Genomic DNA, 12,879 nt, shown 5'->3' on the forward strand with positions numbered 1-12,879 from the left:
AGCGCAGTGGCAAGAAGGAATGGATACACTGGCGATATTCGTGCACTAAATTTTTAAGGCAAACATTTGTTGAATGGGCAGGATTATCTGTGCGTTATTCATTTTGGGCAAAAGCATATTACCGGCAGCAAGAAGCTAAAGGAAAACCCCATAATACCATCATCAGATCATTAGCATTTAAGTGGATAAGAATACTATTTAGGTGCTGGAAAACACATACGCCCTACGATGAATCAACTTACTTAACCGCATTGAAAAGTAAGGGATCACCGCTGTTAAAATTTGCGGTGGAAAGTGAGCTTTAGTGCTTGCTGTCCACCTCAGGGCGTGTTGTTAGGCGCACATCAGGAAACATAACTTAATTAATAAACAAGCTGGCTTTTAAGAAATATCTGAACCATCTATCATACATAAGTTATCTTGTTCAATTGCGTCCTTTAATTCAACAATATCCCGTAAGAAAAGTTCACTAGTATTAGGGATTGCTATTCGAAAGGTATGCTTTAACTCTATAGCTTTAACGCTACCATTTGGAAAAGAAGCATCAAGTTCTTTTTCAATTGCAAACAGGCCATTCCCGTTAGGTTCTATATTAAAATCACCACCATCAACTATATGCCTAACGACACAGTTGCTTACAGTCGGCAACTCTTCTTTTCCGATATCTATAGTTGTAATTTGACCTTTATGATCTGAATCTAACCTTCTATAAACATAAATAACGGCTTTATCTTCGACAGGTTTAAACTCGAGTAATTCCTTATATTCTTCAGTCCCTTTTTGAGCTGTTGGTATTGTTGTACAACCACTAGTTAAAATTGTTGCAGCAATCGCTGTTGCTATAAAAAGCTTTTTCATATGTGTACTTATCCTTGTTGGAGTTGTTGTTTAATTAAAGTGATACGCAATGATGGCAGTGCGCCTAACAGCTTATTGAACACCACTATGGGGGTTTATACCCCCCCAAAAAACGACGTATATTACATAGCTTAATAATTCCATCAAACAACTCTAATGTAAACAGGTAATTACGTGTGTTATAAAATTGCCCTTGTTTAAATACCTCAGAACGACTTTTAATAATGTTATCCGACAAAACCGCAACCACTGCCAATTTATACAGTTATTAATTATAAAATTTAGCTTGTATGAAACACCCTTTTGTAACACTGAAAAAAGAACACATATATAATAAAAACATGCAAAAAACACGATTGCTGCTAGGAGCGTTTACGCGGTTGAGTCGTTTTAAATTCATTAAACCAATGTACAAAAAAGCGCTGCAAATATGCAGCGCTTATTACTTAACGGTTGTTTATTTTAACTTTGTACTTAAAATTAAAAGAAGCCGAGCGGATCTTCGCTGTAGCTTACTAATAGGTTTTTAGTTTGTTGGTAGTGACCCAGTGCGAGTTTGTGGTTTTCGCGACCAATACCTGATTTTTTATAGCCGCCAAACGCGGCATGAGCCGGATACATGTGGTAACAGTTAGTCCATACACGGCCTGCCTCAATTTTACGCCCCATACGATACGCTTGGTTCATGTTGCGGCTCCATACACCGGCGCCTAGTCCAAACTCAGAGCTATTGGCAAGTGCCAACGCTTCTGCTTCGTCTTTAAAGGTCGACATTGAAATAACCGGGCCAAAAATCTCTTCTTGGAATACCCGCATGTCGTTGGTGCCTTTTAATAGCGTAGGCTGAATGTAATATCCGCCGTTAAGATCATCGCTTAACTGCTCTACGTTGCCACCAGTAAGTACTTCGGCGCCTTCTTTTTTACCAATTTCGATATAGCTTAATATTTTATCGAATTGCGCTTTAGACGCCTGCGCACCTACCATGGTTTCGGTATCTAGCGGGTTACCGCGTTTAATTTGTGCTGTACGCTGTAAAATGCGTTCAATAAATTGCTCGTAAATATCTTCTTGAATAAATAGTCGCGATGGGCAAGTACATACTTCACCTTGGTTAAAGTAGGCCAATATTGCGCCCTCTATTGCTTTAGATAAAAAAGCGTCGTCTTTGTCCATTACATCGCTAAAGAAAATATTGGGTGACTTACCACCTAGCTCTACCGTTGATGGAATTATGTTTTCGGCGGCGCATTTTAAAATATGTGAACCCACTGGGGTAGACCCCGTAAAGGCGATTTTAGCAATACGGGTGTTGGTAGCCAGGGCTTCACCTGCTTCTTTACCAAAGCCATTAACTACGTTGAGTACGCCCGCTGGCAGTAAGTCGCCAATCACTTCCATCAGCACTAAAATAGAGGCAGGGGTTTGCTCTGCTGGTTTTAGTATTACACAGTTACCCGCAGCTAAGGCTGGGGCTAGCTTCCACGCTGCCATTAGTATTGGGAAGTTCCACGGAATTATTTGCCCAACTACACCTAATGGTTCATTAAAATGATAGGCAACGGTAGTTTCATCAATTTCACTAATACCGCCCTCTTGTGAGCGCAGGCAACCTGCAAAATAACGAAAGTGATCGGCGGCTAGTGGAATATCGGCCGCAAGTGTTTCGCGAATTGCCTTGCCGTTGTCCCACGTTTCGGCAACTGCAAGTAACGCTAAGTTTTGTTCAATACGGTCGGCTATTTTTAGTAATACGTTACTACGGTCGGTAACCGATGTAGTGCCCCACTGCGCTTTTACTGCATGGGCTTTGTCGAGCGCAAGCTCAATGTCGTCTTTGTCGGAGCGCGCTACTTTGCAAAACACTTTGCCGTTTACAGGGCTAATATTTTCAAAGTACTGGCCGTTTACTGGCTTTACCCATTCTCCACCAATGTAGTTTTCGTATTGCGCTTTAAAGGTAATTAGTGCATCTTTTTCGCCTGGATTTGCATAAATCATAGTGACACTCTCTTGTTGTTATTAGCTAAAAGTCGAGCTATTAAATAAGTCTTTTTGCTTTATATTTAATCAAGTGCTGTTTTATAATTAATCAGCATTGATTGACATTAGACTATCAAACACTTAAAAGCATGTATTGCTGTCCACAAAAGTTGTCTATGAGTCCAGATTTAAAAGGGATTAAAATGCATACTCCGCAATTAAATAAGCAACGTCAGCAATTAAAGGTGCTAATTGAAAATAAAGTGACCTTTGCTGCCGATAATAGCGAGCTAAGTATTTACGATACTTATCAAAATGCGCAAAAAGTAGCTTTGCATTCAAAAGAATTACTTTTTTGCGCCATGCTTAGTGGTAAAAAGGTAATGCATGTAGAGAGCTGCCAATATCATAAGGCATTTTTACCTCACGAATCCTTTGTATTAGCACCAGAGCAAGGGGTGTTAATTGACTTTGAACAAGCATCTTTAAACGCGCCTACTACCTGCCTTGCTATTGAAATAAGCACAGATAAAATAACGCAGGTGGCTAATGCACTCAATATTGAGCAACGCTTTGCCAGCGATGACTTATTTGCCTATACACCACAGCTGGTACATAGCCAGCACAATAGCCAAACCCAACAACTTTTAGCGCGTATGGTGCATTTATTTAGTGAGCCAGACGAGCAACGAGGTTATTTAATCGACTTATCGTTAAACGAGCTTATTACCCGTTTGCTACAGCAGCAAAGTCGAGATTTATTACTAAAACATGGCAATAATCCGCAGCTTAAAACACCGGTAAATAATGCTTTGCAATACATAGAAGAGCACTTAAATGAGGCATTGGATATAGAGAGGCTGTGTAAAATTGCCTGCATGAGTCGCAGCAAGTTTTATCAACAATTTAAGTTGGCGTTTGGTACCAGTCCGGCACTGTGGCAACAGCAACTTAGGCTTAAAAAAGCCTATAGTAAATTGTTACAGGGGCGCACGGTTAGCCAAGCGTGTTATGAGCTGGGTTTTAATTGCCCTAGCCATTTTAGCCGATTATTTAAACAAGCCTATGGCGTACCACCAGCAAGCATTGCCAAAAAAAATCATTAAGTGGTGGTTTAGATTAATTTTATAGCGAGGTTAATTAACGTTTCGTAGGCACTAAATGCGCCTACGAAACTTATTTTATTGTATTTTTTATGGCGCATTAATACTGCGTATTAAAACCAAATTTCAACCTGAGCGCCTGCAACTAAGGCACTTTCGTCGCCCTCTTTGCCTGCAACACTTAACCCAGACTCTTGCCCAGCAGCCTTGTTCCAATCAAAGTTACTTAGATAAAAGCGTAACGATGGACGCGACCAATACTCGGTAGAGTCGGCTGTTGCTTGTAATGCTAGCGCATATTTCATGAGTGTTTGCTCATCATTTTCAATGCCGTTTGTTTTAGTTTGATAAGCGTTATAACCCACTTCACCAAGCACACTCCAATGCGGCGATATTGAATAATGCGGGCGCACACCAACACTTTTTAGGGTGTGATAATCAGATGATTTTTCGTACATTACCATGTAATCTAGTTTAAATTTTTCGGTAATATCAACTAAGCCATTATTAAAAATACGAAAGCCACTTGAGCTGCTATCTGCCGCATAATCAAAGCTTCCGCCATCAGTACCGGCAGCGCCTGGGTTTTGCGCCATGGCGCCGGTACCATATTGAATCACTGTTTTTTGATCAACATTGCCTAACTGCTTTTGCCATTGCACTGTAAACGTTCTGCCATCGGTAAGCCCTGCTTCATCAATTGCATCATTTACAAATAAGTTTTGCAGTGCAAATACCACTTTACCCGCATCGCCTACATCCATTTCATAGCGTACGTCGGCCATAAAGTTTTGATAGTTAGTATCTGCAGTGGCTTTGTTACCTGTAAGTTCGCCCTCGCCACCATAAGTGATGGCAGCAAGATGCAGCTTATCGGTTTCATTTACCGTAATGTCAGACACACCCACGCCGTTACCCGAGCTTTGCATATGTTTGTAATCTAATATATGTACGCTACCAACTGCCTTATCGTAATAATATCTGCGGCCAATCCATAGCGTACCATTATCGAGTAAGTTGTCTGTTTCTACATAAAGCTGCCTTGAGCGTCTAGACCACTCCTCCGTTGCGGTTGGATCTCTTGAATCCCCGGCAAAGTCCATCATAAATACGGCTTTAAAATTAACCCCATTTAGCTGCTGTTTTTTAGTCAGCTGAAACTCGCTGTAGTCTCTGCATTCGTTACCTAAGCGATAATAAACCCCATCATTTTTAGGGTAGTTTAGTGAATAACAAGAGCCATTATTTTTACTGCCACTCCCTATAATGGTGTTTGTACCTGAGCGAAAATACCCATTAAATTCAAACCCATTATCCAATTCTTGCTTAGCTTTAGCGTCATCCTGCGCTTGCATTTCATTATTAATTAACTGTTTAACGTATGCAATATCTTCATCCGATAAACCAGCGGGGCGCTCTGCTGCGTGAACACTCATTGTAGCAGCGCATAATATTGAAAGTAGTGATAAAGAGGGTTTAATTCGTTTGTTATATTTCATGTTTACCATAGTCGTTGTGGGGTTACATTAAATGTATTTGCAGCGCTATTTAATTAAAATGCAGCCGTAATTTAGCTAAGCAGTGCTGGTTGCTAGCTACAAATACGAAATTAGTTACTTTTAAAGGTAGAGTTTTTAGTTAACTTTGTGTCAGTAAAAATTAAAGGCATATAGCTGTTAACTTTAAGCTAACTATTTTGGCGCTAATAATGATCAGCTACGATAACTCGTAGTAAATGAGCTGTGATCAGTAATAACCAATTTGAAAAGGATTTTATCCAACCACTGGAGGTTATTCAATATAGCAAACAACGATAGTATAAGACTTTAGTATAAACACAAGCTACTGATTAACAATAAGATACAAAATAAAAACACCTCAGCAACAAGCAACCCATGGGCTTACATTTCAGTGTAAAAAACAATCATGATGTAATTTAACTAATGACGAGTTTTTTGATTATCTGCGCAACTGTAAAATTAATCTGGTAGCTGTAAAACGAGTGTTAGGATGAAATAAAAGAAGAGTAAACAGAGTATAAAACGCATGGTAAGCTCCCTCAAAAGCGCTGCACTTAAACGCTATTAAGGGATAACGAGGGGATTTAAATCAAGCTAAATCAAACTAAAATAACTAAAAGCACATAAACTAATACCGGCTAATAACCATACTAATCCGTAGCTTTGCCAAAGTATTGCGTTATTATAAACCTGCTGCGGGTTATTTTTGTCAACTAACAGTGTGCAGGTTTTACCTTGTTTAAAACGGGTAAACATTTTTTCACGATATTCCACTAATACACTGTGCACCTGCCCATCAAAACGAAAACTCACTAGCATAGTTGGCTGATGCAACATTTCGGGTGCTGTTATTTGATTATTTGCCACGGCAGTTATTTGTTCTACAACACAAACCCGCCAGTGGCGTTTACTTACTTTACATTTTAACCAGCGTACAAATGGCAAAGTGCCAATTATTATAAATAAAACCCCCAACCACAACAGAGCCATACAACCACCTTTGTTTTTATTTTTATAGTTTACTAAACAACATACGCAGCAATCAAACTGCCTAGCACTTAGATTAATATAGCGCATTGGCTTTATTAAATACATGCTCAGATTACAAAGTTTTACCGCAAGCAACTTGCAGTTAACCTGCCGCACAAGCACAATAGCCGCATAAAAGAGGAGATCATTATGACCACAATTGGTATTGGCACCCAAACCAAAGAACAAGCACTCGCTAGCTTAAGCAATATGACCAGCGATTTAACCCCTATTCAACCGGCAGAATATTTATCTCGTATAGCCAAAGCGCAAACGTATATGCAAAACAATGGCATTGATGCCATTTATTTAAATGCAGGTACTAACCTGGCTTATTTTACCGGTATGCGTTGGTATGCAAGTGAGCGTTTAGTTGGCGCAATTTTGCCTGCTAAAGGTGAAGTGCAATACATAGCTCCTTATTTTGAAATTGGCTCACTCAATGGTTTTAAAGTAATTGACGGGCCAATCCGTGGCTGGCAAGAGCATCAAAACCCATATCAGTTATTTGTTAATATATTAACGGAAATGGGTATTGCGGCTAATGGCACTATTGGTATTGACGAAAGCGCGCAGTTCTTTATTTTTGATGGTATTAATAAAGCGCAAACGGGCTTAAATTTAGTGAATGCTCAACCTGTTACAGCACATTGTAGAATGCATAAATCAGCCAATGAGCTGGCGTTAATGCAACGCGCTATGGATATGACCTTAGTGGTTCACCAAGCTACGGCAAGCATGCTGCACGAGGGTATTAGTACCACTGAAGTTGAAGAGTTTATAAAGCTAGCGCATCAAAAAGTAGGCGCGCCGGGTAACTACTTTTGTATCGTGTTATTTGGGCTTGCAACGTCATTTCCGCATGGGGTAAAAGATCCGCAAATCCTTAAAAAAGGCGACATGGTACTTATTGATACTGGCTGTAAAGTACATGATTACTTATCTGATATTACCCGCACTTATGTGTTTGGTGAAGCAACTGATCGCCAACGTCAATTTTGGAATAATGAAAAAGCAGCACAAATTGCAGCTTTCAATGCTGCAAAAATTGGCGTGCCATGTGAAGACGTAGATACAGCTGCGCGCAGCTACTTAGCTGAGCAAGGTTTAGGCCCTGATTATCAAACACCTGGTTGCCCGCACCGTACAGGCCACGGCATTGGTTTAGATATTCACGAATGGCCTTATTTGGTAGGCGGTAATAAAACGCCACTAGCCGCTGGCATGTGTTTTAGTAACGAGCCAATGCTGGTTATACCGGATGAATTTGGGGTGCGCTTAGAAGATCATTTTTATATGACCGACAGTGGTGCAAAATGGTTTACCGAGCCTAGCCACAGTATTGACGATCCGTTTGGTTTACAAAAGTAATATAAGCTCTAATTAACTTATATTTGTTTATTTGGCTTAAACGACTATTTACTACTGCGCAGTACACACCACGCGCAGTAGTTTATTTTGTGAGTTGACGTTTAACCAATCGCTGTTTGTTTTTTTGTGCGTTAGCCAACCATACTAAGGGTAAAATAATTAACGATGCGCCAATTATTAAGCCAAGTGTAGGCACTTCGCCAAACCAAAATAAACCAACAACGACAGCCGCCACTAAGCCACTATATTCAGCGCTAGCAACTTGGCTCGATTCGATTTTGCTATAAACATACACGCAAATTCCCGCATAAATTAAAATAAACAGTGTAGAGCCAAACGCAGTAATGAGTGCGGCCCAATGCCATGGCTCGTTTTCCCACAGCGCCAAACCTAATCCCACAGGCATACCTACTAAATTGGTAAGTAACAAAGTTTGCATAATACTATGGTGTTTAGGTAACTTTCGTATTAGTACATTATTTATTGCCAGTGTAATTGCGACTACAAGTGCAAATATAGCCGCCCAATTAATGTCGGTAGGCTGAATAACAATAAGTACCCCTATAAAGCCAATAACAGCCACAGCTATGCTGCTTTTTGTTAGCTGTTCACGAAATATCATTACTGCTAAAGGCAGCATTAATAAAGGCGCTGCATAAAAAATAGCGTTAGCGGTTGCAAGCGGTAAAGCTTTGAGCGCAAACACCATAAATATAATACCAAATAACCATACATGTCCGCGTACCGCATGCCATTTTAAACCGGCAAATAAATGTTTTTTATTCGCCGACAAACAAAACGGGAGCAAAATTAATACTGCGGTAAGTTGGCGCATAAATACAAACTGAAACGTGGGGCTTTCTGCTGGTAAAGTTTTGATTATAGCATCAGAAAAAACCGCAATAATATTACCCACCACAAGTAATGTCATGCCTAAGCCAACCGATATTTTTTGCATTGTTACTCCGTGCCCGCAAATTAAAAACGCTAGCATAGAGCAATTCGTTTAATTATGTATAATGATTAAAATACTTTTAGTATGAGTTTAACTAATAATGAAGTTACCCCCATTACGTGCTGTTCAGTGTTTTGAATCTGTAGCGCGATTAAATAGTTTTTCTAAAGCAGCAGAACATCTAAATGTGACGCAAAGTGCCGTGAGCCATCAGGTTAAATTACTAGAGCAATATTTAAACGAGCCGCTATTTAACCGCAGTGGTCGTAGCTTTTCGTTAACCGACGCGGGCAATCGTTACTATCAAGAAGTGAGTCATTCATTAACCAGTTTAGCCTCTGCCACACAAAAAATACGTTACGGCGAGCCTGGGCATATTCGTTTAGCACTTTATAGCTCATTAGCTGTTAAGTGGTTAATACCGCGATTAGAAAGCTTTAAACATGACTCGCCAGATATCGACTTAACTTTAAATATGATTGTAGATGAGGCGGATTTTAGCGACCGTGTTGCCGATTGTTTTATTACCACAACGCCACCTAAAGGTGAGTTTGTCAGCTTATTTTTATTTGCAGAAAAGCTTTACCCTGCTTGTGGCAAAGGCATGTGGCAGCAATTAAAAAATCAATCGCTGCCCAATGAATTATGGAAGCACCCGCTGTTGTCGGTGCAGTATGATGAGTCAGAGCAACGTAGCACCAATGACTGGCAGCAATGGTGTAAAAGCGGCGGCTTTGAGCTACCTAAAAACGTAAGAGTTAATCACTTTAGTCACGTTATACTGGCCGCAGAAGCCGCGCGTTATAATTTAGGTATTACGCTTATTGATGCGTTTTTTATTGCCTCACAGCACGATAACCACTTAGTTAAGTTGCCACTGCATGGAGTTGAAACCGGCTGTAAATTTTATTTTGTATATAAAAAATCGCGAGCAAAACAAACCGATATTATTACCCTAAGCCGCTGGCTAAAAGCCCAGTGGGCCGAGGTTAAAAAATAAAAACACATAATTTTACTGCTATTTTATTTATACTTACCACACATTAATACTACTCTTGTAGCCACTCAATGGCTGTGGTGGCGTTTTCAAAGTAGGCTACTTTACCTGCTACAAACCAGCCCGCTACTTTGGCCAAGGTTGCTTGCCACTCTTTATTGCCGTAAATCGCGACTTTTTTAAAATTGTTACCGTGTTTTAACCCAAGCTTTAAGTCATCCCATGCGGCTCTAAGCTCCCAACCTTCTAATTGTGAGCCATCTATCAGCACTTTAACTATAGGGTGATCCACTTTACTTAGGGCTGAGTCGATCATCGGTGTAATAATCTTATAATCTTTGTGAGTTAATGTACCTACCGCTTTTAGCGTTAAAAAAAACTCACTTCCTGAGCGTTCAATGCCAATAGATAAACCGTGCGTTAAACCAACCATAATAAGTACTCTTACAATAAATGTACTTTGAGTATAGGTGATAGCTTAAGGCCCATACTGATACAACTCAAAGATCAGCTATAACGGGTGTTTTGCTACTTCATTTGAAGTGGTTAATTATGCATTTTTTAATCGAGTGATTTGGTTTGCTACATCAGTTAAATAACCGGTTTTAAGCCAGACTGTTGCGCCTGTACTTCCTGCTTTAGCATTAACAGTGCTATTAATAGGCACTCTTAACCAGCTATTTTTAATAAGGGTATCTGTTTGCTCGTTAAGCAACCCCTCAAGTACTAACAGCTCAGCCCCATCCTTTGCATTTATAACCATTTCGGCGTTAGGTTTAAAGTGCAGTAAGCTTACCTCTTCAAAGTTATCTTTATATAAAGAAATTACGCTAACATTATTAAACTGGGGGTGCGTAACGCCTTGCATTTTTTTAGTGTGTAAACACACATGCTGTCTATCTTGTGGTTGAAACTGCCACAATTTTACAAATATTACGCAGCCCCCCTGAGATCCCGGTTTGTGCTTTGACTGGGGAGGATTGCGAATATAACTACCTACAGGGTAATCGCCGTGCTCATCTTGAAATACGCCATCGAGCACTAAAAACTCTTCACCACCTGTATGTATATGCGGCGAAAATTCACTGCCAGGCGCATAGCGCACTATGCTTGTAGCGCGGGCAACTTCATCACCTACTCTGTCCAAAGGGCGTCTATGTACTCCCGCCATTGGCGAGGCTACCCATTCTAGTTTTTCACTATGTACAACAACGCGCTTACTAAAATCAGCGGCTATTTTCATTTTTTTTCCTAACTCAGTTAAAGCAATTAACAAATAATAACAGTTATATTGGTAGCATTAAATTAAGTCATGTTATTTAGCCGTAAGTATGATGGAGCTTTTATTATTAGGCATAAAAAAACGAGCAGGTTTAACTGCTCGTTTTTAATTAACACTTATGATTTATAGTCATTTTTTAATTAATAACTTTTACTCTACCTTTGTGCTTAGAGTGCACTATGGCAAGTGTAATAAAGCCAATCACTGCTACCACTGCACCAATTGGTTTGCCCATATCACTTGATAGGTTAAGACCAATTGCCGCTGTCATAATATATGAAAGCGTCACTGCTGTAGCAATTACTGCAGGAATACTGGCAATCCAATGGAATGCACCGCGGTCAAACAAGTACTTAGTTGCCAGCCATAATACGCTAGTAGAAAGCAGCATGTTTGAGAACGCAAAGTAGCGCCAAATAAGCGAGAAGTCGAGTTTAGTCATAAAGTAAGCAATTGCTAAAATTGGAATCGCTACTAATAAGCGGTTACGTAAGCTTTGCGGAATATTAAACGCATCAACCACGGTTAAACGTAGTGAACGAAACGCAGTATCACCTGAAGTAATTGGGAATACAGCTACAGCAATAATAGCCATAACACCACCAAATACACCTAAGTAGCTATTAGCAATATGATTAACCACTAAACCTGGGCCACCTTGATCAAGTAATGCTTTTAAACCGGCATAACCTTCTGGGAATGCAGCAATACCAGCAAGTGCCCAAACACAACCAACAATACCTTCACACATCATGGCGCCGTAATATACCGGGCGTACATATTTTTCGTTTGTTAAACAGCGTGCAATAATAGGTGCTTGCGTTGAGTGAAAACCACTAATAGCGCCACAGGTAATTGTTATAAATAACAATGGCCACGTAGGTAAACCATCCGGATTTGGCTCTAAAAAGTCATGTGCATGGTCACCACTAAAGTAAGCTAAAAAGTCACCTGCAACGGGTAAGTGTGGCGCGTTAATCAATAACGAAACTGCAATAGCAACAGTCATTACAATCATTAAAGCGCCAAAAATTGGGTAAAACTTAGTAATGATTTTATCAATTGGTAGCAAGGTCGCTAAAAAGTAATACGCTAAAATAGCCAACACCCAAAAGGTGTTATTTGCCAGCATTGTACCTTCAAAAAAATCAAGGTTACTTAATAAGCCCGCAGGGCTCATAATAAATACTACACCTACAAAAAACAGTAGCATGGCAGTAAATATCAGCATAAAGCCTTTAAATACAATATTGTAGTAATGCCCGGCTATTTCTGGCAGGCTTTTTCCGTCTTCTTTTATACTCATAACACCTGAGAAGAAGTCGTGAACAGCACCACCTAACACGTTACCTAGTACAATCCAAACTAGTGCAACGGGTCCGTATAAGGCACCAAGAATAGGACCAAAAATAGGACCTACACCGGCGATGTTTAAAAATTGAATTAAAAATGCACGCACAGGATGAATAGCCACGTAATCAACACCTTCGCTAAAGCGCTTTTGTGGTGTTTCAATCGTTGAGTCTAAACCTGCTTGCTTTTCAACAAAGGGACTATAAAATTTGTAACCCAGTATTAAAATTGTGATGCAGATAAAAAAGATGATCATAAAGCATGTTTCTCTTTTTGTATTTGTATTATAGAGCGCACTGTTTGCCGCTCCGGCCTTTCATTCCGTGAATAATCGACGAACATTAACAAAGGATTAATATTCTTACTATAAGACGTTTAGCTAATACTATAGTCGAATAAAATAACTTAGACCTATTTCGTGGCCTTAT

Annotated in this window: 11 protein-coding genes and 1 pseudogene; 4 read left to right on the forward strand and 8 right to left on the reverse strand. The window is 39.8% G+C overall.

Annotated elements, in window-relative coordinates; all coding sequences use genetic code 11:
- A pseudogene (locus I6E78_RS18745) lies at positions 1 to 305 on the forward strand (IS110 family transposase); the annotation flags it as partial.
- Between the two features lie 76 nt (positions 306 to 381).
- Here the strand turns inward: I6E78_RS18745 and I6E78_RS17325 are convergent.
- Both I6E78_RS17325 and exaC read right to left on the reverse strand, forming a co-directional pair.
- The gene (locus I6E78_RS17325) at positions 382 to 858 is read right to left on the reverse strand and encodes a hypothetical protein (protein WP_182683719.1); all 477 of its coding nucleotides are present in this window, start codon (positions 856 to 858) and stop codon (positions 382 to 384) included.
- Positions 859 to 1,338: 480 nt separating this feature from the next.
- Positions 1,339 to 2,859: an acetaldehyde dehydrogenase ExaC gene (exaC, locus tag I6E78_RS17330; protein ID WP_197182994.1), complete on the reverse strand. Its 1,521-nt coding sequence runs from the start codon at positions 2,857 to 2,859 to the stop codon at positions 1,339 to 1,341.
- 185 nt (positions 2,860 to 3,044) lie between these two features.
- Here exaC and I6E78_RS17335 point away from each other — a divergent pair, with 185 nt between their 5' ends.
- On the forward strand, positions 3,045 to 3,947 hold the full coding sequence (locus I6E78_RS17335; RefSeq protein ID WP_182683772.1) for an AraC family transcriptional regulator: 903 nt from the start codon (positions 3,045 to 3,047) through the stop codon (positions 3,945 to 3,947).
- 110 nt (positions 3,948 to 4,057) lie between these two features.
- On the opposite strand, the gene I6E78_RS17340 is transcribed toward I6E78_RS17335, so the two are convergent.
- The gene (locus tag I6E78_RS17340; protein ID WP_041454899.1) at positions 4,058 to 5,380 is read right to left on the reverse strand and encodes a carbohydrate porin; all 1,323 of its coding nucleotides are present in this window, start codon (positions 5,378 to 5,380) and stop codon (positions 4,058 to 4,060) included.
- Between the two features lie 678 nt (positions 5,381 to 6,058).
- Positions 6,059 to 6,454: a hypothetical protein gene (locus tag I6E78_RS17345; RefSeq protein ID WP_033012968.1), complete on the reverse strand. Its 396-nt coding sequence runs from the start codon at positions 6,452 to 6,454 to the stop codon at positions 6,059 to 6,061.
- 189 nt (positions 6,455 to 6,643) lie between these two features.
- On the opposite strand from I6E78_RS17345, the gene I6E78_RS17350 reads away from it, so the two are divergent.
- Positions 6,644 to 7,864: a M24 family metallopeptidase gene (locus tag I6E78_RS17350; RefSeq protein WP_011329847.1), complete on the forward strand. Its 1,221-nt coding sequence runs from the start codon at positions 6,644 to 6,646 to the stop codon at positions 7,862 to 7,864.
- An 82-nt stretch (positions 7,865 to 7,946) separates the two neighbouring features.
- Here I6E78_RS17350 and I6E78_RS17355 read toward each other — a convergent pair whose 3' ends face one another.
- Positions 7,947 to 8,822: a DMT family transporter gene (locus I6E78_RS17355; RefSeq protein WP_197182995.1), complete on the reverse strand. Its 876-nt coding sequence runs from the start codon at positions 8,820 to 8,822 to the stop codon at positions 7,947 to 7,949.
- Between the two features lie 97 nt (positions 8,823 to 8,919).
- Here I6E78_RS17355 and I6E78_RS17360 point away from each other — a divergent pair, with 97 nt between their 5' ends.
- Positions 8,920 to 9,819, forward strand: coding sequence for a LysR family transcriptional regulator (locus tag I6E78_RS17360; protein WP_010553616.1), 900 nt, complete (start codon positions 8,920 to 8,922; stop codon positions 9,817 to 9,819).
- Between the two features lie 49 nt (positions 9,820 to 9,868).
- Here the strand turns inward: I6E78_RS17360 and I6E78_RS17365 are convergent, their stop codons facing one another.
- From I6E78_RS17365 to I6E78_RS17375, 3 genes are all read right to left on the reverse strand, one after another.
- Complete coding sequence (locus I6E78_RS17365; protein WP_197182996.1) at positions 9,869 to 10,249, reverse strand: STAS/SEC14 domain-containing protein; 381 nt, start codon at positions 10,247 to 10,249, stop codon at positions 9,869 to 9,871.
- A 117-nt stretch (positions 10,250 to 10,366) separates the two neighbouring features.
- Positions 10,367 to 11,059, reverse strand: coding sequence for a cupin domain-containing protein (locus I6E78_RS17370; protein ID WP_197182997.1), 693 nt, complete (start codon positions 11,057 to 11,059; stop codon positions 10,367 to 10,369).
- A gap of 175 nt (positions 11,060 to 11,234) precedes the next feature.
- A complete protein-coding gene (locus I6E78_RS17375) occupies positions 11,235 to 12,707 on the reverse strand; it encodes a carbon starvation CstA family protein (protein ID WP_086996854.1) in 1,473 nt (490 codons plus the stop codon).
- Positions 12,708 to 12,879: the final 172 nt, after the last annotated feature.

This window comes from Pseudoalteromonas sp. NZS127 (genome assembly GCF_015864805.1).
Taxonomy (GTDB): Bacteria; Pseudomonadota; Gammaproteobacteria; order Enterobacterales; family Alteromonadaceae; genus Pseudoalteromonas; species Pseudoalteromonas nigrifaciens.

Excerpts from the sequence above, each read along its gene's own strand:
- I6E78_RS17325 (WP_182683719.1), bottom strand. The coding sequence starts at position 858 with ATGAAAAAGCTTTTTATAGCAACAGCGATTGCTGCAACAATTTTAACT.
- exaC (WP_197182994.1), bottom strand. The coding sequence starts at position 2,859 with ATGATTTATGCAAATCCAGGCGAAAAAGATGCACTAATTACCTTTAAA.
- I6E78_RS17335 (WP_182683772.1), top strand. The coding sequence starts at position 3,045 with ATGCATACTCCGCAATTAAATAAGCAACGTCAGCAATTAAAGGTGCTA.
- I6E78_RS17340 (WP_041454899.1), bottom strand. The coding sequence starts at position 5,380 with ATGAGTGTTCACGCAGCAGAGCGCCCCGCTGGTTTATCGGATGAAGAT.
- I6E78_RS17345 (WP_033012968.1), bottom strand. The coding sequence starts at position 6,454 with ATGGCTCTGTTGTGGTTGGGGGTTTTATTTATAATAATTGGCACTTTG.
- I6E78_RS17350 (WP_011329847.1), top strand. The coding sequence starts at position 6,644 with ATGACCACAATTGGTATTGGCACCCAAACCAAAGAACAAGCACTCGCT.
- I6E78_RS17355 (WP_197182995.1), bottom strand. The coding sequence starts at position 8,822 with ATGCAAAAAATATCGGTTGGCTTAGGCATGACATTACTTGTGGTGGGT.
- I6E78_RS17360 (WP_010553616.1), top strand. The coding sequence starts at position 8,920 with ATGAAGTTACCCCCATTACGTGCTGTTCAGTGTTTTGAATCTGTAGCG.
- I6E78_RS17365 (WP_197182996.1), bottom strand. The coding sequence starts at position 10,249 with ATGGTTGGTTTAACGCACGGTTTATCTATTGGCATTGAACGCTCAGGA.
- I6E78_RS17370 (WP_197182997.1), bottom strand. The coding sequence starts at position 11,059 with ATGAAAATAGCCGCTGATTTTAGTAAGCGCGTTGTTGTACATAGTGAA.
- I6E78_RS17375 (WP_086996854.1), bottom strand. The coding sequence starts at position 12,707 with ATGATCATCTTTTTTATCTGCATCACAATTTTAATACTGGGTTACAAA.